Origin of the sequence: Pseudomonas lactucae, assembly GCF_036688725.1 — a bacterium.
Lineage (GTDB): Bacteria > Pseudomonadota > Gammaproteobacteria > Pseudomonadales > Pseudomonadaceae > Aquipseudomonas > Aquipseudomonas lactucae.
The window spans coordinates 17341-40764 of sequence record NZ_JAQQPT010000001.1; the positions used below are offsets into that span (position 1 = coordinate 17341).

At 63.1% G+C, this 23424-nt stretch carries 18 protein-coding genes; 6 read left to right on the plus strand and 12 right to left on the minus strand.

What is annotated here, in order from left to right; all coding sequences use genetic code 11:
- The first annotated feature begins 24 nt into the window (after window positions 1-24).
- Both V6M90_RS00100 and cueR read left to right on the plus strand, forming a co-directional pair.
- Window positions 25-2226 (plus strand): heavy metal translocating P-type ATPase, encoded by a 2202-nt coding sequence (locus V6M90_RS00100; protein ID WP_003171510.1) that lies wholly within the window; start codon window positions 25-27, stop codon window positions 2224-2226.
- Entirely contained in the window at window positions 2223-2624 is a 402-nt protein-coding gene (cueR, locus tag V6M90_RS00105) for a Cu(I)-responsive transcriptional regulator (RefSeq protein WP_141062993.1), read from the plus strand. The genes V6M90_RS00100 and cueR overlap by 4 nt, the downstream gene beginning before the upstream one ends.
- 64 nt (window positions 2625-2688) lie before the next feature.
- Here cueR and V6M90_RS00110 read toward each other — a convergent pair whose 3' ends face one another.
- Window positions 2689-3588 (minus strand): PA4780 family RIO1-like protein kinase, encoded by a 900-nt coding sequence (locus V6M90_RS00110; RefSeq protein WP_078731397.1) that lies wholly within the window; start codon window positions 3586-3588, stop codon window positions 2689-2691.
- A gap of 134 nt (window positions 3589-3722) precedes the next feature.
- Window positions 3723-5000 (minus strand): acetyl-CoA C-acetyltransferase, encoded by a 1278-nt coding sequence (locus V6M90_RS00115; RefSeq protein ID WP_332845919.1) that lies wholly within the window; start codon window positions 4998-5000, stop codon window positions 3723-3725.
- A gap of 105 nt (window positions 5001-5105) precedes the next feature.
- On the opposite strand from V6M90_RS00115, the gene V6M90_RS00120 reads away from it, so the two are divergent.
- Both V6M90_RS00120 and V6M90_RS00125 read left to right on the plus strand, forming a co-directional pair.
- Window positions 5106-6449, plus strand: a complete 1344-nt coding sequence (locus V6M90_RS00120; RefSeq protein WP_003171505.1) for a 3-oxoacyl-ACP reductase — start codon at window positions 5106-5108, stop codon at window positions 6447-6449.
- A 2-nt stretch (window positions 6450-6451) separates the two neighbouring features.
- Window positions 6452-7303 (plus strand): MaoC family dehydratase, encoded by an 852-nt coding sequence (locus V6M90_RS00125; RefSeq protein WP_141062995.1) that lies wholly within the window; start codon window positions 6452-6454, stop codon window positions 7301-7303.
- 41 nt (window positions 7304-7344) lie between these two features.
- Here V6M90_RS00125 and V6M90_RS00130 read toward each other — a convergent pair whose 3' ends face one another.
- The 5 genes from V6M90_RS00130 to pbpC form a co-directional block, all read right to left on the minus strand.
- Window positions 7345-7902, minus strand: a complete 558-nt coding sequence (locus tag V6M90_RS00130; protein ID WP_003171501.1) for a DUF4136 domain-containing protein — start codon at window positions 7900-7902, stop codon at window positions 7345-7347.
- A 42-nt stretch (window positions 7903-7944) separates the two neighbouring features.
- The gene (locus tag V6M90_RS00135; RefSeq protein WP_003171500.1) at window positions 7945-8547 is read right to left on the minus strand and encodes a DUF4136 domain-containing protein; all 603 of its coding nucleotides are present in this window, start codon (window positions 8545-8547) and stop codon (window positions 7945-7947) included.
- A 24-nt stretch (window positions 8548-8571) separates the two neighbouring features.
- Window positions 8572-9321 carry a methyltransferase gene (locus tag V6M90_RS00140; protein WP_332845920.1) on the minus strand — a complete coding sequence of 250 codons (750 nt, stop codon included), beginning with the start codon at window positions 9319-9321 and terminating at the stop codon, window positions 8572-8574.
- Complete coding sequence (locus V6M90_RS00145) at window positions 9314-9622, minus strand: MazG-like family protein (RefSeq protein ID WP_003171497.1); 309 nt, start codon at window positions 9620-9622, stop codon at window positions 9314-9316. The genes V6M90_RS00140 and V6M90_RS00145 overlap by 8 nt, the downstream gene beginning before the upstream one ends.
- A 126-nt stretch (window positions 9623-9748) precedes the next feature.
- Window positions 9749-12061 (minus strand): peptidoglycan glycosyltransferase PbpC, encoded by a 2313-nt coding sequence (pbpC, locus tag V6M90_RS00150; protein ID WP_141063120.1) that lies wholly within the window; start codon window positions 12059-12061, stop codon window positions 9749-9751.
- Between the two features lie 123 nt (window positions 12062-12184).
- Here pbpC and V6M90_RS00155 point away from each other — a divergent pair, with 123 nt between their 5' ends.
- On the plus strand, window positions 12185-12478 hold the full coding sequence (locus tag V6M90_RS00155; RefSeq protein WP_003171495.1) for a hypothetical protein: 294 nt from the start codon (window positions 12185-12187) through the stop codon (window positions 12476-12478).
- Between the two features lie 75 nt (window positions 12479-12553).
- Here the strand turns inward: V6M90_RS00155 and V6M90_RS00160 are convergent, their stop codons facing one another.
- Window positions 12554-17455 (minus strand): alpha-2-macroglobulin family protein, encoded by a 4902-nt coding sequence (locus V6M90_RS00160; protein WP_332845921.1) that lies wholly within the window; start codon window positions 17453-17455, stop codon window positions 12554-12556.
- 239 nt (window positions 17456-17694) lie between these two features.
- Between V6M90_RS00160 and V6M90_RS00165 the strand changes: the two genes are divergently transcribed.
- A complete protein-coding gene (locus V6M90_RS00165; RefSeq protein ID WP_332845922.1) occupies window positions 17695-19038 on the plus strand; it encodes an MATE family efflux transporter in 1344 nt (447 codons plus the stop codon).
- A 47-nt stretch (window positions 19039-19085) separates the two neighbouring features.
- Here the strand turns inward: V6M90_RS00165 and speA are convergent, their stop codons facing one another.
- The 4 genes from speA to V6M90_RS00185 form a co-directional block, all read right to left on the minus strand.
- Window positions 19086-20999 (minus strand): arginine decarboxylase, encoded by a 1914-nt coding sequence (gene speA / locus V6M90_RS00170; RefSeq protein WP_003171491.1) that lies wholly within the window; start codon window positions 20997-20999, stop codon window positions 19086-19088.
- A 143-nt stretch (window positions 21000-21142) separates the two neighbouring features.
- On the minus strand, window positions 21143-21514 hold the full coding sequence (locus V6M90_RS00175; RefSeq protein WP_042944123.1) for a translation initiation factor Sui1: 372 nt from the start codon (window positions 21512-21514) through the stop codon (window positions 21143-21145).
- An 89-nt stretch (window positions 21515-21603) separates the two neighbouring features.
- Window positions 21604-22140, minus strand: a complete 537-nt coding sequence (locus V6M90_RS00180) for an NUDIX hydrolase (protein WP_003171487.1) — start codon at window positions 22138-22140, stop codon at window positions 21604-21606.
- A gap of 2 nt (window positions 22141-22142) precedes the next feature.
- On the minus strand, window positions 22143-23120 hold the full coding sequence (locus V6M90_RS00185) for a DUF2333 family protein (protein ID WP_370694842.1): 978 nt from the start codon (window positions 23118-23120) through the stop codon (window positions 22143-22145).
- Between the last annotated feature and the right edge of the window lie 304 nt (window positions 23121-23424).

Here is a 23424-nt window from a genome sequence, read left to right on the forward strand (position 1 = left end):
CAACTTCTTCTGGAGGACCGCCCCATGAATGGATCCACCACCTTTGACCTGCCCATCAGCGGCATGACTTGCGCCAGCTGTGCCGGGCGTGTCGAGCGCGCATTGGGCAAGGTGCCGGGGGTGCAAAGCGTGAGCGTCAACCTGGCCAACGAACGCGCCCATGTTGAAGTACTCGGCCAGATGGACCCCGCGGTGTTGATCGCTGCCGTCGACAAAGCCGGCTACACCGCCACCCTGCCCCAAAGCGAAATTGTCACCGACGCCCACCAGGCCCAGCACCTGCACCGCGAGCGTTGGGCGCTATTGTTGGCCATTGCGCTGGCACTGCCGCTGGTATTGCCGATGCTGGTGCAACCCTTCGGCGTGCATTGGATGTTGCCCGCCTGGGTGCAATTCGCCCTGGCCACCCCCGTGCAATTCATCTTCGGTGCGCGCTTTTATATAGCGGCCTGGAAAGCCGTGCGCGCCGGTGCCGGCAATATGGACTTGCTGGTGGCCATCGGCACCAGCGCCGGTTACGGCCTGAGTATCTATGAATGGCTCACCGCCCCCACCGACAGCATGCCGCACCTGTACTTTGAAGCCTCGGCCGTGGTGATCGCCCTGGTGCTGCTGGGTAAATACCTGGAAAGCCGCGCCAAACGCCAGACCGCCAGCGCTATCCGTGCGCTGGAAGCTCTGCGTCCTGAACGCGCGATTCGCGTGCAGGACGGTCACGAAGAAGAGGTCGCCATCAGCGCACTGAAGCTGGATGACCGGGTACTGGTCAAACCCGGCGAACGCTTCCCGGTGGACGGTGAAGTGATCGAAGGCCAAAGCCACGCCGACGAGGCGTTGATCAGCGGCGAAAGCCTGCCGGTGCCCAAACAACCGGGCGATAAGGTCACTGGCGGCGCCATCAATGGCGAAGGTCGCCTGCTGGTGCGCACCACCGCGCTGGGTGCCGAAAGCGTATTGGCGCGGATCATTCGTCTGGTGGAAGACGCCCAGGCCGCCAAGGCGCCGATTCAGAAACTGGTGGATAAAGTCAGCCAGGTGTTCGTACCGGCAGTGCTGGTGCTGGCATTGATCACCCTGGTGGGCTGGTGGCTGTACGGCGCCCCGCTGGAAACCGCGATCATCAATGCCGTGGCGGTCCTGGTGATCGCCTGTCCTTGCGCCCTCGGGCTGGCCACCCCGACTGCGATCATGGCCGGCACCGGCGTTGCCGCCCGCTACGGCATCCTGATCAAAGACGCCGAAGCCCTGGAGCGCGCCCATGAAGTGAGCGCCGTGGTATTCGACAAGACCGGCACCCTCACCTCCGGCGCACCGAAAATCGCCCATTTGGCCGCGGTGGATGGCAATGAAGCCCTGCTGCTGCAACAGGCCGGCGCGCTGCAACGTGGCAGCGAACACCCGCTGGCCAAGGCTGTACTGGACGCCTGCGACGAACGAGGGCTGACGGTCGCGGATGTGAGCGCCAGCCAATCCCTGACCGGACGCGGCATCGCCGGCACCCTCGACGGCCGGCGCCTGGCCCTGGGCAACCACCGCTTGTTGCAAGAGAGCGGCTTGAGCGCCGGCGACCTGGCTACCCGCGCCCAAGACTGGGAGGCCGAAGGCCGCACTCTGTCGTGGCTGCTTGAACAAGGCGCGCAGCCCAAGGTGCTGGGGCTGTTCGCGTTTGGCGACACCCTCAAGCCCGGCGCGCTGCAAGCGGTGACTCAACTCAAGGCACGCAATATCAGCAGCCACTTGCTCACCGGCGATAATCGCGGCAGCGCCCGAGTGGTCGCGCAGGCGCTGGGCATAGACGATGTACACGCCGAAGTGCTGCCCGCCGACAAAGCCGCTACCGTCGCCGAACTGAAAAAAACCGCTGTGGTGGCCATGGTCGGCGACGGCATCAACGACGCCCCGGCCCTGGCCGCCGCCGATATCGGCATCGCCATGGGCGGCGGCACCGATGTGGCCATGCACGCGGCCGGGATTACCTTGATGCGCGGCGACCCTCGTTTGGTGCCGGCCGCGTTGGAGATCAGCCGCAAGACCTACGCAAAAATCCGCCAGAACCTGTTCTGGGCCTTTGTGTATAACTTGATCGGCATTCCTCTGGCCGCGTTCGGCCTGCTCAACCCAGTACTCGCGGGCGCGGCCATGGCCTTGTCCAGCGTCAGCGTGGTGAGCAATGCATTGCTGCTAAAAACCTGGAAGCCCAAGAACCTGGAGGATCAACGCCCATGAACATCGGCCAAGCCGCCCGACAGAGCGGGCTGAGCGCAAAGATGATTCGCTACTATGAGTCCATCGGCCTGCTCAAGGCCGCTCACCGTACCGACAGCGGTTACCGCGTGTACGGCGCGGAAGACCTGCACACCCTGGCGTTTATCAAGCGATCGCGGGATCTGGGTTTTTCATTGGAAGAGGTCGGCAAACTGCTGACCCTGTGGCAGGACCGGCAACGGGCCAGCGCCGACGTAAAAGCCCTGGCGCGTCAGCATATCGAAGAGTTGAATCAGAAAATTGTGGAACTGGGGCAGCTGCGCGACACGTTGCAGGACCTGGTGGACCACTGCCACGGCGATGATCGGCCGGATTGCCCGATTCTCAAGGAGTTGGCGTCCGGTAGCTGCTGCGCCTGAGGGGTGTAACTGACCACACAAAACCGCCCCTCCCACATTTTTCAGATCTCGATTAGCTGGGAGATCACTGCATCCAAGGCGGCGGCGGTGGCTCTTCGGACGCTTTGCTCGCCGGCGCATCGTCCGCAGCCCGAATCGCCTGACGACGCTCTTCATCCAAACGCGCCGCTTCGATCTCGCGGATCACACCGCCCACGTCCGCCAATTCTTCCGGCTCATCGAACTCGCCGGTCAAGATGCTGGCCGGGTGCAAGGTGCCGGCTTCGTACAGTGCCCACATTTCCTTGGCGTACTTGGTCTTCTTCAACTCCGGGGCAAAACGCCCGAAGTAGGAGGCCATGTTGCCCACATCCCGCTCCAGCATGCTGAATGCGTGGTTGTTGCCGGCCGCATCCACCGCCTGGGGCAGGTCGATGATCACCGGGCCCGTGGGCGTGAGCAGCACGTTGAACTCGGACAAGTCACCGTGCACCAGGCCGGTACACAGCATCAGCACGATCTGCGAGATCAGGAAGGCGTGGTATTCACGCGCCTGATCCGGATCCAAGGTCACGTCATTCAGACGCGGCGCTGCGTCGCCGTACTCGTCGGCCACCAGTTCCATCAGCAGCACGCCTTCAAGGAAGTCGTAGGGCTTGGGCACGCGAACGCCCGCACCCGCCAGGCGGAACAACGCCGCGACTTCAGCGTTCTGCCAGGCATCCTCGGTTTCTTTCTTGCCGAACTTGGAACCCTTGGCCATGGCCCGGGCCTGACGGCTGTTGCGGACCTTGCGGCCTTCCTGGTATTCGGACGCCTGACGAAAACTTCGTTTGTTCGCCTCCTTGTAAACCTTGGCGCAACGCAGTTCGTTGCCGCAGCGCACCACATAAACAGCTGCTTCTTTACCACTCATGAGTGGGCGCAGCACTTCGTCGACCAGACCGTCTTCGATCAGGGGTTCAATGCGTTTAGGAGTCTTCATCAGCTTTTATTGTGGGTCCTTTATTACCAAATACGCGTATGGCACTCGTTATACGGCAATCGGCCCGCCGGGGGGAGAGGCGACCGACCTTTGACCACTCAAGAATGCATCCTATATGCCAGTTTAACGGGTAATCAACGCTCAATGATTGCCGTGACGCCCTGCCCACCGGCGGCGCAGATCGAAATCAACCCGCGCCCTTTGCCCGCCACGTCCAGCAGCTTGGCCAGACTGGCGACGATACGCCCACCCGTGGCCGCGAAGGGATGCCCGGCGGCCAGGGAACTGCCCTTCACATTCAAGCGGCGCCGATCAATGGCACCCAGCGGCGCGTCCAGCCCCAGGCGGGTCTTGCAGTAGTCCGCATCTTCCCATGCCTTGAGCGTGCACAACACTTGGGCAGCGAAGGCTTCATGAATCTCGTAGTAATCGAAGTCCTGCAGCGTCAGACCATTCCTCGCCAGCAGGCGCGGCACGGCGTACACCGGCGCCATCAGCAGGCCTTCGGCACCGTTGACGAAATCCACCGCCGCCGCTTCGCCATCGCGCAGATAGGCCAGGATCGGCAAACCACGCGCCTTGGCCCAGGCTTCGCTGCCCAGCAGCACCAGGGATGCACCATCGGTGAGCGGCGTGGAGTTGCCGGCGGTGAGGGTGCCCTTTTCACTGCGTTCGAACGCGGGTTTGAGCGCGACGAGTTTTTCCAGGGTCAGGTCGGGACGCAGGTTGTTGTCACGGGTCAGGCCCAGGAACGGTGTGAGCAGATCGTTGTGCCAGCCCTCGGCGTAGGACGCGGCCATTTTCTGGTGGCTCTCAAGTGCAAGCTGGTCCTGCTCGGCACGCGGGATCTGCCAGGTCTGCGCCATCAATTCACAATGCTGGCCCATGGACAACCCGGTACGCGGCTCGCCATTGCGCGGCAGTTCGGGCTTGAGGTGATGGGGACGAAGTTGTAACAGGAGTTTTAATTTATCCGCCATGGATTTGCTGCGATTGGCCTGCAGCAGAATCTTGCGCAGCCCTTCATTCACGCCGATCGGCGCGTCGGACGTGGTGTCCACCCCGCCCGCGATGCCGCATTCGATCTGGCCTAACGCAATCTTGTTGGCCACCAGCAACGCCGCCTCCAGCCCGGTGCCGCACGCCTGCTGAATGTCATAGGCCGGGGTTTGCGGCGACAGGCGCGAGCCCAGCACGCATTCGCGGGTGAGGTTGAAGTCACGCGAGTGCTTGAGCACGGCGCCGGCGGCCACCTCGCCCATGCGCAGGCCGTGCAGGTTGTAGCGTTCGATCAGGCCCTCCAGCGCCGCCGTCAGCATCGCCTGGTTGCTCGCCGTGGCATAGGGGCCATTGGAGCGGGCGAACGGAATGCGGTTACCGCCAATGATCGCCACACGGCGCAATTGAGTCATGGAAAGCTCCCTTTGTCTGTTATGGACCTGATCACTGAGCCTAGTCGAACGACTGCTACCCTGGGATGGTCAACCCTTTGAACCCCAGCCTTCGGAGAGCGTTCCATGTCTGACCGTTATATCGACTTCGCCAATTCAAGCCTCGGCCATCGTCTGGTCGCCGCCCTTGGCCTGCCGTCACCGGTACGCCTGGAACGCTGGCAAGCCGGGCGCCTGCGCCCGGTGGACGGTGCGCTGCTGCTGGGCGGCGGCGCGCTGGCAAACCGGGTGCAGGCGTTTGCCAACAAACTCACCGATGCCATTTACAGCTATGGCACCGAGACGTCGACATGGATTCCCGGGCACGGTCCCAAGCTCAAGGCCGTGGTGTTCGACGCCAGCCACTTGCAGCACACCGACCAACTCAAGCAACTGCGAGAGTTCTTCCAACCGCTGCTGAAAAACCTGGATAACAGCGCGCACCTGGTGATCCTCGGCCGCGCTCCGGAAAGCCTCGGCGATCCGTTTGCCGCCAGCGCCCAGCGCGCCCTTGAAGGCTTCAGCCGCTCGCTGGCCAAGGAGCTGCGCCACGGTGGGGTGTTGCAATTGCTCTATGTCGGCAACGGCGCCGAAGACCAGTTGGAAGGCGCGCTGCGCTTCTTCCTCTCGCCCAAAAGTGCGTACATCTCTGGCCAAGTGATTCGCCTGCAGGCCTGCGCTACGCCTGTCGAGGACTGGACTCGCCCCTTGGCCGGTCGCAAAGCGCTGGTTACCGGTGCGGCCCGTGGCATCGGCGCGTCCATCGCCGAAACCCTGGCCCGCGATGGCGCTGAGGTCATCCTGCTGGATGTGCCCCAGGCCAAGGCCGATCTCGAAGCGTTGGCCGCGCGACTGGGGGCGCGCACGGTGGTGCTGGATATCTGCGCCGAAGACGCCGCCGGCCAATTGATCGAACACCTGCCCGATGGCCTGGACATCCTGGTGCACAACGCCGGGATCACTCGCGACAAGACCTTGGCCAACATGACGCCGGAATACTGGGACGCGGTGCTGGCGGTGAACCTCAACGCCCCCCAAGTGCTGACCCAGGCCCTGCTCGACAGTGGTGCCCTGCACGACAACGCCCGCGTGGTGCTGCTCGCGTCCATCAGCGGCATCGCCGGTAACCGTGGGCAAACCAACTATGCCGCGAGCAAGGCGGGCTTGATTGGCCTGGCCCAGGCATGGGCACCGCTGTTGGCGGAACGCGGGATCAGCATCAACGCCGTGGCCCCAGGCTTTATCGAAACGCAGATGACCGCGCACATTCCATTCGCGCTGCGTGAGGCCGGGCGGCGCATGAGTTCGCTGGGCCAGGGCGGTGTGCCGCAGGACGTCGCCGAGGCCGTGGCGTGGCTGGCCCAGCCGGGCTCCGGTGCGGTCAGCGGGCAAGCGCTGCGGGTGTGTGGGCAAAGTCTGCTGGGAGCATAAGCATGCATTGGCAAACCTTAGGCAGTACCCCGTTTCTGCCGCCGCTGTATTGGCGCGCGGCGCTCAAACGCAAGATCACTGGCAGCACCTTGCCTGAACAGGGCTTGCGCTGCAGGGTCAGCGTCAACCCCAGGGACGTGGCGGCCTATTGCAAGGTCTGCGGGTTTATCGACAGCCCGATGTTGCCACCCACTTACCCGCACATCCTGGCGTTCGGTTTGCAGATGAAATGGCTCACCGACACGCGCTTCCCCTTTCCCCTGCTGGGGTTGATCCACCTGAGCAATCGCATCCGCATTCATCGGCCGATGGGCAGCGTCAGTGACCTGTCCATTGGCGTGCACGCGCAAAACCTGCTGCCTCACGCCAAGGGCGCGACCTTTGACCTGGTGACCACCGTTGAAGATTCCCTCGGCCTGCTGTGGGAAGCCGAGAGTCGCATGCTGTGCCGAGGTGTGAAGCTCGAAGGCGAAGCAACGGATGATTCGCAAGCCACATCCGCACAGGTCAGCGAACTGGCCCGCTGGAATGCCCCTGCCGATATCGGCCGCCGCTATGCCCGTGTCTCGGGCGACTACAACCCGATTCACCTCAGCGCCTTGAGCGCAAAATTGTTCGGTTTCCCCCAGGCCATCGCCCATGGGCTGTGGAACAAGGCGCGCACGCTCGCCGCCCTGGCTGAGCATCTGCCCGCCGCCAATATCGAAATAGCGGTCGAATTCAAGAAGCCGGTGCGCCTGCCCGGCGACGTGGTGTTGTTCGCCAGCGCTGCGGGTTCCAGCGGTGATTTGTGCTTGAAAGGCGCAGGCAATATTGAACATATGGTGGGTCGGTGGCGGCCAATCACCCCATGAATGACTGACAGAGCCCCCTCCCACAGGTTTTGCAGTGAGCTTCAGTGTGGAGGGTAGGCAGAGAGTATCCGGGCGACCGTCGTGCGAACGGCGTTGCTGCGCTCCTGGGGGTTGGGCGTACTGCTCATCAGTTGTTCGTCGCTGCCGCGCCACACCAGTTTGCCGTCCTTGCCGTCGAGCAGGTCGATCTGCAGGGTGGCGACCTTATAGGTGATGTTGCGCGTTTCGTTGTACATCGGCGCGCCCCAGTAGCCGTTCCACGGGCCGCCCCAGGCGCCGCCGTAGTTGGTGGTGACTTGTTGCTGACGGTCTTCGACGATCAGGTAGGCCTGCACGTTCACGTCAGCCCGGGTGCCGGCCGCCGCCGGGCGCAGGCCGCGCTGGTCGAGTTGTTCGCCAACGGCCTGGCGGATGCGTTGTTCGGTGAGGTCACTCTTGATACGCGGATCATCGGGGCGGTATTGCAACGCCGGGTCTTTCCAGGCCCAACTGCGGTAGGCGCCGAAATCTCGGCTGGCATCAAAATCGTGGTTGACCTGGCTGGTCTGACAACCGCCCAGCAGCACGACAACGGCAAGCATAGCGATGCGACGAAACATGATGATCTCCAAAACGACCCAGGCTTTAAATGAGAATAGCGGTTAACGCGGAGGATACGCCGCCATCGCCTTTTGCACCGCCTGGCGCAGTGCATCCGCACGTTCGCCGAGGCTGCCCTGGCTGGCGGTTTCAGCACTGGTGCTCCACACCGGTTGGCCAGTGCGCGCGTCGAACAGATTGACCCGCACCACGGCCACCGTCACCTCATAGGTGCGCACGATCGGCGCCGAGTTGTACATGCCGTAGCCGTTGCCATAGCGGTTATAGCCGCCGTAGCCGTAGCCATAGTCGTCCTGGACTTGTCTGAGGCGCTTCTCCAGACGCACATCGGCGCTCACCAACAGGTCGGGCGCGCGCGCGTCATGCAACGGGCGCAAGCCGCGCTGGTCGAGGGCACCGCTGACCGCTTCGGCGATTTGCGCCGAATCCGCCCACGCCGTGCCCGCCGGCAACTGGCCGTTGCGCCAGGCCCAATTGCGATAGGCGCCGTAATCGCGCACCGGCGCCGGGTAGGCGCTGGCATCAAAGGTGCTGGCCGCCTGGGCCGGCGCCGGCGGCATCGGGGCCGAGGCTGCGACATAGGGATTGGGGCTTGAGCAAGCGCCCAGGCCGAGGGATAACAGGATCAAACAGAGACGACGCATTTCGACCTCCGCAGACTGGGCCGCTTAAACCGGACGGCAGATCCAGTGCAAATAACGCCCAAGCCCGGCAAAGCTTGGATGACGACGGTGAGCGAGTTCCATCTCTACAAGGTCCTGAAGATTGGCGCGGGCCTGGAATTCAACCGGCATATAATCGTGGAACACCCGCACCCCACTTTGGCTTTCGACCTGCCACAGTCCCTGGAGTTGCGCCGCCAATTCGCGTGGGTCGAGGGGTTGTTGCGGGGTGAGGCTTTGCTTCTCGCCGGCCATATCGTTCTTGCGCATTTTGCGGAAGTGGCCTTTGAGCAGATTGCGGTAAATCAGCGCATCGCGGTTGTAGAACGCCAGGGACAGCCAACCACCGGGCACCGTCAGCTGATGCAGCACCGGCAGGATCGCATGGGGTTCGGCCAGCCATTCCAGCACGGCGTGGCACAGCACCAGGTCGTAGGGTTCGGTGAGTTGGCCGAGCAGGTCTTGCCAGGGCGCATGGATAAAGGTCGCGGTCTGCCCGGCGTCGGCAAACCGCTGGCGCGCGCCGTCGAGCATCGGCTCGGCGGGTTCGGCCAGGGTCACCTGGTGCCCGCGCTCGGCCAGCCACAGCGACATATGCCCCAGGCCTGCGCCAATATCCAGCACGCGCAAGGGGCGGTCCGGCAGCGCTTCGGCCAGGTCGGCCTGCAACACCGCCAGGCGGATCGCGCCTTTGGCGCCACCGTAGATTTTCTCGGCAAAGCGCGTGGCCAACAGGTCGAAATGACGGTCACTCATGGGTAAACCGCCGCTCGCTGTCGGCCAGTTTGGCGCGCACCACTTCGTTCATGTCCAGGCCCAGTTCGCTGCACAGCAACAGCAGGTACAGCACGATATCGCCGACTTCCTGCCCGGCGTGGGCGAGTTTATCGGCAGGCAACTGGCGCGATTGGTCTTCGGTCAGCCATTGGAAGATTTCCACCAGTTCGGCCATTTCCACACTGGCCGCCATGGCCAGGTTTTTCGGGCTGTGAAACGGCTTCCAGTCGTTGGTATCGCGGATGCGGTGCAGGCGTTCGGTGAGGTGTTCGAGGTTCATGCTGGGCTCCTGAAGGTGTGTAGCTTCGGGGGGATGCGCCTTGAAGGCAAGTGAATCACTTGGAGTGACCTTCAGGCCCCCATCGGGAGGGGCGGTGCGACGGTTCGACTTGCTTCCGACGGCTATTTAATCAACAACGCTGAATTCCAAGCGGGCAGTTTGGCCAGCCTCATCAAGGACACTGAGCTGATAACGCCCCAACCGCTCGAAACTGGTATTGATAAAGTCCTGATTGGCACTGTCCCCCAGCGGCTCACCGTTGAGAAACCACCAGCGTCGGCCACTGCCGCCCAGGGCGGAGAGTTTCAGGCGCAGGACTTGCTGGCTGCCGGCGGGCAGGCGTAGCTGGTCGCCCTCGCGGATACCGACAATCGACAGCGGCGAAGAGGCCGCCAAGGCCGGCGGCGGGCAGTCCGGGTCGGCCGCCGGGATGCGCGCTTCCCGGCGCTCCGCCCTGGGCAGCCAGGGTTCCAGTGGCGCCGGCCACAAGGCGATATTCCGGGCGACCGCGCCTGGGCAATGGGCATCCACCCGCAGCCCCTTGGCATTGACCCAGACATTGTCCATCAACCCCACGCTCAGCGGTTGGTCCAACGCTTGCAAGGTCGGCGGCGTGGTGTTGTCCAGCGTCCAGGCAAAGCGTTGGCGCCGGCAATTGGGATCGCTGCGGCTCATGGGCTGGCCCAGCGGCCAGCAGATCGCCGCCACGCCGACATTGGCCGGCACCGCTTTCACGGGGGCGCTGATGCCGCGCTGGCTGTCGCGGTTAGTCAGCACGTCGTGCACCTGCAACATCAGCGGCGCCGCCGAAGCCAGGCCGAACTGACCCGGCACCGGCGTGCCGTCCGGTCGGCCGATCCATACGCCGATCAAATAGCGCGGCCCCACGCCAATTGCCCAGGCATCGCGAAAGCCATAGCTGGTGCCGGTTTTCCAGGCCAGCACCGGGCGCTGTACCAGCTCGGCACGCGGATCGCGGTCCGGTCGCGCCTGGCCACTGAGGATACGCCGCACAATCCAGGCCGACCCTGGCGACAGTAACGGCCGTTCTCTAAGCGTGTCGTCCGGTTGAAATCGCAGGGTCGCGCTCTTGCCGTCGCGGGCGAAGGCGCTATAGCCGCTCACCAGGTCTTCCAGCCGACTGCCCGCGCCGCCGAGGATCAAGGCCAGATTGGGCTCGGCCAACGCCGGCAATACCAACGGCACACCGCCGATGCGCATCTGCGCGGCAAAGCGCTTGGGCCCGTAAGCCTCCAGCAACTGCACCGCCGGCAGGTTGAGTGAACTGGACAACGCCGTACTCGCCGGCACCGCGCCGGTAAAGCCCATCGAGAAGTTGCCCGGCCGGTAGTCGCCGTAACGCCGGGGTACGTCCTGCAACAGCGATTCGGAGTGAATCAGCCCTTCATCCAGCGCCATGCCGTACAGGAAGGGTTTCAAGGTGGAACCGGGCGAGCGCAGCGCGCTGATCATATCCACATGGCCGAAACGTTTGGCGTCGCTGATATCCACCGAGCCCAGGTAGGCGCGCACGGCCATGCTCTCTTCCTCGACCACCAGGATGGCGGCGGAGGTGTGTTCCGGCAACCGCGCACGCCAGCCGAGCAGCAGGTCTTCGAGGCGGCGTTGCAGGGTAGCGTCCACGGTGGTGCGAATCAGCGGCGGGCTGTCGGGGCGGTTCAGGCGGCGCGCGAGCAACGGGGCAAGGCTCGGCTCCAGGCGCGGGGCGAGCAGCAGCGGTTCTTCCAGGGCTTCATCCACGGCCGGTTGCGGCCATACCTGAAACTCGCCCAGGCGGCGCAGCACTTTGTCCCGGGCGGCCTGGGCGCGTTGCGGGTGACGGTCCGGGCGCAGGCGGCTCGGCGCCTGGGGCAACACCGCGAGCAAGGCGGCTTCGGCATGGGTCAGTTGCGCCGGGGACTTGCCCAGGTAGGCCCAACTGGCCGCCGCTACACCCTGCAAGGTGCCGCCAAACGGGGCACGGTTCAGGTACAGGTTGAGAATCTGTGCCTTGGACAGGTGCCACTCCAACTGCGCGGTGCGCCACAGCTGGCGCAGCTTGCCAAGGAAGGTGCGCGGGTGCGGATCGAGCAAGCGCGCCACCTGCATCGACAAGGTGCTGCCACCCGACACCACCCGCGCGCCGGTGAGGTTCTGCCAGGTCGCACGGGCCAGCGCCAGCGGGTTTACGCCGGGGTGCTGGTAAAACCAGCGGTCTTCATAGGTGAGCAGTGCGTCCAGGTAGTACGGCGAGACCTCGCTGGTTTGCACGGGGTAACGCCACACGCCATTGGCATCGGCAAACCGCCACAACGGCGTGCCATCCTCGGCCAGCACTACCCGCGCCAGGTCGTCCTGAGGCAGGGGCAAGGGCCAGATGCGGTCGGCCAGCCACACCAGCGCAGTCACCAACACCACAAAACCTAAAGCCCAGCGCAGTAAACGCCCTTGGATGATTAATCGAAACCTCAAACCGGCAAACCTCTATGCTTGTAGGGAACTAGCCCGTCGCAATAACAACCAAAGGCACAGACACGCCCACCCTCTCATCAGGACACACACATGCAGGTAGAAAGCTTTTTCGAATGGTTGGGCCAGGCGCTCGGTTCCATCATCCGTTTTATCGTCGATGGCCTCAGCGGACTGTTCGGTGCCCTGACCCATGCCGGTGGCAACTTTATCGAAGGCCTGTCCCGCACCCTGGGCATGGATACATCGATCATCAGCATCCTCACCCTGATCATCGGCCTGATGCTGCTGTACTCGGCAGTACGTGCGTTCATGCGGGCGTCGGTGATCATGGGGATTATCTGGTTGATGCTGGGCCTGTGGCTGCTCAGTTGGGTCGTGCACTGATCCTGAACGTGCCACAGTCCCCTGTGGGAGTGGGCTTGCCCCCTCCCACATTCATCTTCATTCCAAACTGAATTATCAGCGGCCCTTGATCACCAGGTCCGCCGGCGTTTCCCCCACCGCCTGCCAGTTCGGCCGGTACATCGACTCCACCTGCGGCGGCGGCACGCGGTAAGTGCCTGGCGTCACAGCACGCGCCAGGTACAGCAGGTGCGTGGTGCCATCGCTCTCCAGGTTGATCGCCGCCACATAACGGTCATCGCGGAACTCCTGATGCTTGAGCGCCGCGTTCTGCATCGACTCGCGCCACTCCTTCACTTGGCTGCTGGCGTTTTCCAGGCTGGCGGCGCTTTGCGCCAGGTTCTGGTTTTCCAGTTCCAGGCCGGCGGGCAGCAGGTCGACCACCAAGGCATCCGGCACACGCTGCTTGGCACTGACCGCCAGATGCACCAGTACCAGGTCACCGCTGTTGAGGTTGCGCAGGTTCAGCGGCTGGCCGTTCATGCCCAGGTATTCGCGGCGGATGCTCAGGTTGTCGCCACCCGGTGCCGGGGGCACCTGCGGATAGCCCGAGATCGTCAGTTGTTGGTATACCGGCGTATCGCCTTGATTGCCCAGGCTCAAGTCGCTGGACAGCAGTTTGTCGTCCAGTTGCAGCGTCGATTGCTGGTTGTTCAACTCACGCACGCCGCCGCTGCCAGTCAGCGACACCTGCCAGCTCGCCTCAGGCTGGGCAAACCCAAGCCGCCCGGCAAGGAACAGCGAATTGCGTTCCTGGGTCGACAGGTACGGGCTGGCCGCCAACTGGTCCGACAGGCTGAACAAACGTTCCTCGCGCTTGCCCTTGGCCAAGTCATTCTCTTCCAGCAAGGCCAGGATCATCGCCTGGTCCCGCAGCGGGCTGCCATAGTCGGCCAGCCATTCCTTGGCGCTGCGCTGCGCCGCCAGACCGGCCTGCAACGCTTGGTCCGCGCGTGGCTGGTCGCCCATCTTTTGCAGGGCGATCGCCAACTGCACCAGTGGCAACCCGGAACGCGCGTCGCTGCGCCGCTCGAAAATACTGCGCAACGCGCCCAACGGCGCCTGCTGACTGCGCGCCAACACCATGCCTGCATAGGCCTGCACGGCAAAGCGCGTGTGTTCGGCGTTGTCGCTGTAATCAACCTCGATCAGGTTGCGCTCCTGCACATACCGCAACAGGCGTTCGCTGGCCTTCTTCAGCGCTTCAGGCGGCACGGCGAAGCCCTGGTCGCGGGCGCGCAACAGGAAGTCGGTGACATAGGCGCTCAGCCAATACTCTTCTTCGCCATCGGCGCCCCACAAACCGAAGCTGCCGTTGTAGCGCTGCATGCCCAACAGGCGTTCGATGCCCAGCTCGATCTTGCGTTTACGCTCGGCATCCGGCTCGCCCTTGATGCTCAGGCGCTTGAGCAACGCGTCATCGGCATACAAGGAGGGATAGAGGCCGCTGGCGGTCTGCTCCAGGCAACCGTAAGGGTACGCCTTGAGCGCTTTGATCTGTGCCCCGAGATTCAGCGGCGGCCGGCTCGACAGACTCAACAGCGCTTCGCGCCCCGAGGTATCGAATTGATCAAGGGTTCCGGCAGGCAAGTTCCACGGTTCGCTTTTAAGCACCGCGCGGTAATGCTTGAGCAGCGCCGGGTAGGCAGGGCGCACGCCCAAGGTCCATTCACGGCTGAACGGCGGCAGGTTTTCACCCGGCAGGTCCAGCCCGTTAACTGTCACCTTCACCTTGCCCTGGCCCAAACCGCCCCAGGCTTTGACCGGGATGCGCAACGTGGTGCGCTGGCCTTGCTTGAGTTCAACGGTTTGCGCGGCACTGTTGACCAGCTCCAACTGGCCGTCGGCACTCAGTTGTACCTCCAGTTTCTGCGCCTTGCCCGACAGGTTGGACAGGTCCAGCGCCAGGGTGGTCTGGTCTCCGCCCGCCAGGAAACGCGGCGCCGACAGCTCGGCGATCAGCGGCGCGGCGATCACCGTCTTGGCTTCGGCCATGCCATAGCGATCATCGCTCCAAGCCTGGGCCATCAGGCGCAGTTCGCCGTTGAAGTCAGGGATATTGACGCTGACTTCGCCCTCGCCTTTGTCGTTCAGGGTCACCGGCGCGCTTTGCAGGGCGACGATGGTCACGCTGGTGTCCGGGCGCTTGCCGCCCTTGGCCAATGCCGCGTCACCACCGAAGGCCAGGCTGGCCAGGCGGCCCTGACCGGCTTCGATCAACTGGCCGTAGATATCGAACTGGTCCACACCATAGGCCTTGCGGCCGAACAGGCTGGAGTAGGGATCGGGCGTCGGGTACTCGGTGATATTGAGGATGCCCACGTCCACTGCCGCGACCAGCACATGCACCTGCCTGGGTACGCTGCCGTCGGCATTTTTGGCCGCCACTTTCACCGTCAACGGTTGTTTGGGGCGCATTTTTTCCGGCGCGGTGAGGGTCACGCCGAGCTTGCGCTGGGTACGGTCCAACGGCAGATGCAGCAGGCCCACCGCCCGTTTGGGGGTGATATTGGCTTTGCGCTCGCCGGGACGAATCACCAGCGCACTCACGTACAAGTCATGGCGCGACCATTTCGGGTCGAGCTTGACCGCAAAGCTTTTGCCTTCGGCCGGCACGTCGATTTCCTGCCACCACAACGGCCCTTCGGCGGACTCCACCAACAGGTAACCTTTACCGGCGGCGGGCGGCGTGACGGTGACGTTGGCGGTATAGCCGTCGCCATACGCCGGTTTATCCAGCCCCAGCTTGACCTGATCGGGGCGCACGGCACCGCCTTCGGTGTTGTCCTGGGCCTGGTAACCGGCCCAGAAACGCAGGCTGCTGACCAAACCGGTCTGCGGGTCCTCGACTTCCACGCGGTACGGCCCCCACTCCACCTGGAAGCTGACCTTGGCGGTGTCGCCGGCCTTGATGTTCAAGGTCTGCTCGTCGAGGTTGAGGAATTTCTCGTTGTAGTGATAGCTCCAGCCGTCGCTGTCCGAGTAGTTCCAGTAGTAATCGCGACGCTCACGAACCAGGCGCACCTTGAGGTTCTGCGCGGCGAGTTTCTGCCCGTCCGGGTTGGCCAGCAGCACTTCGAATTCCGCCGGGCCATCGCCATTGGTTTCAGTGCCGTCAAACAGCCCACGCAGGCCCGGCAACCGCTCGGCCGGCCAGATCGGCTGCACCAGGCGCCGAGTGATCGGCCGCCCGCCTGACTCCTGCAGGCTGGCCTGCACGATCAGTTGCAGCGGCGACTTGGCCTCGGTCCATTTGCTTTCCAGGGTCAGATTTTCCTGGCCCTTGGCGTCCAGTACGCTCTCGTCCAGTTCGAAATCCTGGCTCAGCTCCTCTTCGGTGACGGAACCAAACTGGTAACCCGGCAAGGCCTTGACCGCCTCACGTAACGGCCGCACATACACTTGCCCGCTGACCCGATTGCCGGAAGCCGGCGCGCCGTACAGGTAGCGCCCGTTGACCTGAATCACTGGGTTATCCGCCGGGCTCAGCGGCGTGTCGCTGCCCTTGAGTTCCAGCGCCAGACGCTCGGGCAGGAAGTCTTCGACGAGGAATTCATACAGCTGCGGCTTGCCATCGCCCAGGTCAAACACCAGCTGCCAGCGCCCGGTCGGTGCTTCGCCGGCCAGTTGCAGTGAGTATTGATAGAGGCCGGACGCGTCGGCGTCCCACACGAACTTGCGGCTGACCTGTTCGTCCGGGCGGCGCACTTCGACACTCACCGGTTGCGGCTTGACCGCCTTGCCGTCCTTGTCGCGCAGCAGCGCATTGAGCAGCACGGTTTCGCCGGGGCGATACAGGTCTCGTGGACCGAACACAAAAAATTGCAGCGGGTGCGACGGCTGGCCGCCGATATCGAACTCAGCCAGGTCCAACGCGGCGCTGTCGAGGCGCAACAGGCTGGTCTGCTCGCCCTGCTTGGCCAACAGCACCTGGGCTTTTTTCGGCAACGGCAACTCGGCGTGGCCGCCCTTCTCGGTCTTGCCCTGGCCCACGACGCGGCCGTCGGCATCTAGCACTTCCAGGTCCACGCCATCCAGCGCCTTGCCGCCGTCCAGGGCCTGGGTAAACACATCCAGGCGATTGGCGTAGCGGTGCACCGACAGGCCGATATCACTCAAGGTAAACAGCGTGGCCGGTTGCGAATAGTTGTAGGTGCCCGAGGCGCGCATCACCGCCAGATACACGCCCGGCTGCTGCAGTTGCTTGAGGCCGGCGATGGGCAGCAACAGGGTTTCGCGGGTGTTGCGTGCCGGGTTCAGGTCGAAACGGCCGCCGTAGACCAGATCGGCCAGCGGCAGCAATTCGCGGGACTCATAACTTTGCAAGCTGGTATTGCGCCCCCATTGCGCCAGGAATGACGGCAGCGATTCGGGCTTGATGCGGAAGAATTCGACGTCGATCTTGTCGACGTTCAGCGCGATCACCGGCAGCCCTTCGGCCAGGCGCGTGGGCAACAGCGTGCCACGGCTGGCGAAGCCGACGGTGGCTTGCAGGTCGCGGGTTTCCAGGCGGGCGGTGTACTCGGCGGCGAGCTTGTTATCGTTGACCGCCTTGACCCCGGCGTCCACCGTCAGCACCAGTTTGCGCTGCGGTTCGAGATGGCGCAGGCGCAGTTCCATCAGGTTATCGGACAGTTCCCAGGCGCCGTCGACCTTGCCGGACTTGCTGTCCACCAGATGCAGTTTGTCGGCGAATTTCTGATCAGGGTCCAGGGGAATGGAAAAACTCACCGACAAGGTGCTGGCGCCGTCCAACTGCACCTCGGACACGTCCACCACGCTCAACTCACGCCCGGCGTAACGCTGCTTCAACGCCGCCACATCCACCGCCGCCTTGACCGGTTTCGGTGTGGCGGTCGTGGCCGCCGCAGGCGCTGTGGGGGCAGCCGGTTTGTCGGAAGAATCGCAGGCACTCAGCAGGGCCAGCGCGCAGGCGAGGAACAGTCCTTTGTTAAGCATGGGGCACTCATCGTCAGAGGGAACCGGGGGTGTGAACTATATATCAGCGCCGGCACAGCCGATGTGGCGCTGGTCACATTGACCGACGGAGGGTGGTTTTGTTCTGGATGAGCCTGAAGCCAAGACAAATCCCACAGCCTCTGAAGATCAAAATGAGGGAGGGGGACTTGCCCCTCCCACATTGGTTCTACTGCGTAGCTGATGGACAGTTACAATGCCGCTCCCCCGAAGGAGCCCGCATGCCCACCTTACTCACCGACTGGCGCCACCGCCCCACCCACCGCCGTGTATGGGCGTTGGCTGCGCCGATGATCCTGTCGAATATCTCGGTGCCGCTGGTGGCCCTGGTCGACAGCATGGTCATCGGTCACCTGCCTCATGCCCATCAGCTGGGCGCTGTGGCCGTCGGGGCCAGCCTGTATACCTTTCTCGCCTGGGCCATGGGGTTTCTGCGCATGGGCGCCACCGGTTTCGCCGCCCAGGCCGCCGGGCGCAATGACGGCGCGGCATTGCGGCAAATCCTGCTGCAAGGTTTGCTGTTGGCGCTGGGCCTGGCGCTGCTGCTCGGCACCGTGGGCATTCCCCTGAGCCACCTGGCCCTGGAATGGATGCAGCCTTCGCCTGCACTGAACCTGCTGACCCGCGACTTCTTCCACACTCGCCTGTTCGGCCTGCCCGCGGCGCTGGCCAGCTATGCCCTGGTCGGCTGGTTCCTCGGCACGCAGAACGCCCGCGCGCCGCTGGCGATCCTGCTGACGACCAACCTGGTCAACATCGCCCTGAACCTGTGGTTCGTCCTCGGACTGGACTGGGGCGTGGTCGGCTCCGCCCGCGCCTCGGTGATCGCCGAATGGACCGGCGCCCTGCTCGGCCTGGCCCTCACGCAAAACGCCCTGCGCGCCTATCCCGGACACATCGCCTGGGTTGCGCTGAAGCGGTGGCAAAGCTGGCGCCCGCTGCTGGCGGTGAACCGCGATATTTTTATCCGCAGCCTGGCATTGCAGTCGGTGTTTTTCATGATCACGGTGCAGGGCACGCGGCTGGGGGATGCCACCGTCGCCGCCAATGCGCTGTTGCTCAACGGCCTGTTGCTGACCGCGCATGCACTGGACGGCTTGGCCCACGCAGTTGAAGCGCTGTGCGGTCACGCCATCGGCGCACATGATCGCCACGCGTTAAGGCGATCATTGGTAGTGGCTTGTGGTTGGTCACTGATCGCCAGCCTCGGTTTCGCCCTGCTGTTCACCTTTGGCGGGCACCTGTTTATCGCCATGCAAACCGATATTCCCAGCGTGCGCGAAACGGCGGACATTTACCTGCCTTACCTCGCGGTACTGCCGTTGATTGCGGTGTGGAGTTATTTGCTCGATGGCTTGTTTATCGGCGCAACGCGCGCACGGGAAATGCGCAATGGGATGGTGCTGACGGTGCTGTTGGTGTTGCCGGTTGCGTGGGGGTTGCAGGAGCTGGGTAACCACGGGCTGTGGATAACCTTCCTGCTGTTCATGGCGGTACGCAGCCTGACCCTGTGGGCGATTGCCTGGCGCCTGAATCGGCAGGGGCTTTGGCTGGGCGTTAACTGAAGAAATGCAATCCAATGTGGGAGGGGGCTTGCCCCCTCCCACATTTTTTATGAGGACAGGTAGGAGGAGCGGGTCAAGCCAAGGCGCAACGCATCCAGGAACTGGGTGCGCTCACTGGCACTGATCTTCGCGCTGGCGCACTTATCACGGTAGTGAGTCATCAACTCCTCCGGCGACAAGTGCACGTAGCGCAGCATGTCTTCGATGGTGTCGTGGGTCTCGATCCCGGCGCTGTACACCGAACCATCCTCACGCTGGTAGATGTTCACCGAGTCGGTGTCACCGAACAGGTTGTGCATGTCGCCCAGAATCTCCTGGTAGGCGCCCACCAGGAAGATGCCCAGCAGGTAGTCTTCACCCTCGTTCAAGGCGTGTACCGGCAGGCTGGTTTCGATGCTCTGCTCGTCGACGTATTGCTTGATCTTGCCGTCGGAGTCGCAGGTCAGGTCTTGCAGCACGGCGCGACGCAACGGTTCTTCGTCGAGGCGGTGCAGCGGCAGAATCGGCAGCACCTGGCCGATCGCCCAGGTGTCCGGCAGGCTCTGGAACACCGAGAAGTTGCAGATGTACTTGTCGGCCAACTTGTCATTGAGTTCGTCCAGCACCTGGCGGTGCGAGCGCTGGCGGGCTTTCAACGAGTTATGCAGGCGGCGGCATACCGCGAAGTAACACTGTTCGGCCAGGGCTTTTTCGGCCAGGGTCAGCTTGCCGTCGGCGTACTGGGTGGCCACGTCGCTCATGTAGTGGGTCGCGCGCCAGTAGGTTTCGGTGACCATTTCGATGTCGGTCGGGCCGAGCAGGTCCACCAGCCACTGCACGGTTTCCGGCAGGCTTTCCTTGTTTTCGATCTTTGGGATTTCGTCGTTGTGTTTCTCGACGTCGGTAACCTGCACCACCAGCATGGCGTGGTGGGCAGTCAGCGAACGACCGCTTTCGGAGAAGATATTCGGGTGCGGCAGGCTCTGCGCATCGCAGAACTCCTTGAGCATGCCCACGACCACGCCAGCGTAGTCGTCCATGTCGTAGTTGATCGAGCTGGCGTTGCGCGAGTGAGTCCCGTCGTAGTCCACGCCCAGGCCGCCACCGACGTCGATGTGGTCCACCGGCAGGCCGAGGTTGCGCAACTCGCCGTAATAACGGATGGCTTCCTTGAACCCGTGCTGGTAGTCGGCCAGGTTGGCGATCTGCGAGCCCATGTGGAAGTGCAGCAGGCGGATGCCCTGGTCCAGGCCGGCAGCGCGGAAGCGCTCGACCACCGACAGCAACTGCGCCGCCGACAGGCCGAACTTGGATTTCTCGCCACCGGTGTCCGCCCACTTGCTCGACGCCAGGGACGACAAACGCACGCGCAGGCCGACCTGCGGCTTGACCTTGAGGCTCGCGGCCTCTTCGATCACCAGGCCGACTTCGGATTCTTTCTCGATCACGATAAACACGTTGTGGCCGAGCTTCTGGCCCATCAGCGCCAGGCGGATGAATTCACGGTCCTTGTAACCGTTGCACACAATGGTGCCGCCCTTCGGCGCCAGGGCCAGCACGGCCAGCAGCTCAGGCTTGGAACCGGCTTCCAGGCCGATGGACACGTTCTGGGTAGCGATGATGTTTTCGATCACCGCTTCCTGTTGGTTCACTTTGATCGGGTACAGCGCGGTGTACTTGCTCTGGTATTCCAGGCGCTCGATGTTCGAATCGAAGGCGCCGGTCAGCTGGCGTACACGGTCTTGCAGGATGTCGGGAAAGCGCACCAGCAGCGGCAGCGACAGGCCGCTTTTACGCAGTTGGTCGACTTGCTCGTACAGATCGACCGGCGTGCTGTTCGGGCCGTTCGGACGGACTTCAACGCGACCGGCTTCATTGATCGCAAAATACCCGGCCCCCCAATGGCGAATCCCGTAAACACTGCGGCTGTCCGCAACTGTCCATTGGCTGCCATCGTCTTTGCGTGTGCGTCGTACGGACATCGAAGTCCCCTATAAATGAAGGCGAAGGCGCCACCTCTCGTTCGAGGCTGGCGCAGTCTAAAGAATGAAAATGACGATTTGCCTGTAAGAAGGTGAGACCCCACTTGCAGGACAGAGTTTAGACACAGGTTGGGAAGAGGCCTTCAGCCGCCGGACTTCTTGGCCTTGTAACCGAGCTTGATCAGCTCGGCCAACAGCAGTTCGACGTGATCGCCCTGGATCTCGATGACACCATCTTTCAACGCGCCACCGGTGCCACAGCGCTTTTTCAGCGTGGTGGCCAATTCCTTGAGCGCGTCCTCTGGCAGCGGCACGCCGGTGATGGTGGTCACCGTCTTGCCGCCACGGCCCTTGCTCTCGCGTCGCACGCGGGCAATACCGTCGCCTTCGGGGATCAGTGTCTGTTTGCAGGTGCACGAATCCACGGGCTGACGGCAGTCCGGGCAGTGTCGACCTGCGTCAGTGGAAAATACCAGGCCACCAAGGGCGGCGAAGGATGCGGCTTTCTTGGCCACCGGCAATCCTCTAGGGGGATGAAAAGTGGCGCAGTGTAACGGCAAAAAGCGAAGTTGCTAAGGGCCAAATGGCGCCATTTCATGCAACTTTAGCGACGTAACGCCAGATAGCGTCGCAAGCCCTCTTGAGCGTCCGGGCAGTAAGGCTTTTGCCGCGCCTCGCTCAAGATCGTTTCAATCGGTAAAAAGCGCGCCTCCATGACTTCTTCCGGTTGCAGGCACAGTAGCCCGTCCCATACGGCAGAGTAAGACTTGCACCACAGCCTGCTGTCGCCGTCTTCAAAGAAGAAGTGGTCATGTTCGTTCAAGACCACCCCGCTGACGCCTAGTTCTTCTTCAAGCTCACGGGCCGCCGACTCGGCGTAGCTCTCCCCCGCCGCCACCATCCCGCCGGCCGCCGTATCCCAGAAACCGGGATACAACGCCTTGCTCAAGGTGCGCCGATGCACACACAGCTCACCCTTGGAGTTGAACAGGAAGATAAAGGTGCAACGGCCAATCAGGCCGCGCCGGCGCAGGTCGGACCTGACAAGGTGCCCGAGCAGGTTGTCCTGAGCGTCGACCCAGCAGATCAGTTCCGCATCGGAGGCCGCGCGGTGGGCGGCCTCCCGTTGAGTAGCGTCCATCATCAACCCTGGTTGAGGAGCTGACGCAAATCGATCACTGCAGCGTTGGCCCGGGAAATATAATTGGCCATCACCAGCGAGTGGTTCGCCAGTACACCGAAGCCACTGCCATTCAGAATCATAGGACTCCACACCGGCTCCTGCGAGGCCTCCAGCTCACGAATGATCTGGCGCACGCTGACCGTGGCGTTTTTCTTGGCCAGTACGTCGGCAAAGTCGACTTCGATGGCACGCAGCAGATGCGACAGGGCCCACGCCTGGCCACGGGCTTCGTAGAACACGTTGTCGATCTGCATCCATGGGGTTTCCACCACTTCCTCATCGACCTGCGGCACTTCGCCCGGCGCCAGCGCCTCGGTTTTCAGCGCGGTGTTCAGCTTGACTCGACCCACGCTGGCCGACAGGCGCTGGGACAACGAACCCAAACGGGTGGCGACATCGCCCAACCAGTTGTTCAGGTTGTCGGCACGCGCATAAAACAGCGCGCCGCGCTGGTTCGGGTCGGACAGGCGCGCTTCGTAGCGGCTCAGGGAGTTGATGCCTTCCTGGTATTCCGACTCGCTGGAGGGCAGCACCCAGCTTTTGTTGTCGAAGTTGAAACGCGGCTCGGCCTTGGCCAAATCGGCGTCTTCGGCCGACTGCGACTGGGAGCGGGCAAAGTCTTTACGCAGGGCGCGGGTCAGGTCGCGGACCTGCACCAGCACGCCGTATTCCCAGCTCGGCATGTTGTCCATCCACAGGCCTGGCGGGAAACGGTCGTTGGAGATATAGCCACCGGGTTTGTTCAGCAAGGTGCCGACCACGGTCTTGAGGGTTTCGACGGTGGTGTAGCCCACCACCATTTGCTTGCCTTCCTTCTCGGCCGCAATTTGCGCGTTTTGCTGGACCGGGAACAGCGCCGGTTCTTCGCTCCAGTACCAGCCCAGGGCGCCGGTGACCAACAGGTACAGGCCGAGGACGCTGAGCACCGCTCGGCTCATCAGCAGAGTACGAAAATAGCTGCGGTTGGCCGACTTGGGCTCGGGGGCGGGGCCTTTGGTACTGCCTGCGCGGTTTTTCCAGTCCAGCATGGCGATATCCTTTCAATCACTTGAGTTCATGCACTTCAACGGGCGGCGTGCGTTCACACACTCCGACAGCAACCCTACCCCATCGTGCCAGCCAATGCGGGGCTTTTCATCAAACTGGCGCGTGCGGGAAGTTCGACTATAAAGGATGCACGCTTTTTACGCTGCGTGACCATCAGGTCATTAACTGAATGCCAGGGCCTCACAGTTAATTGAT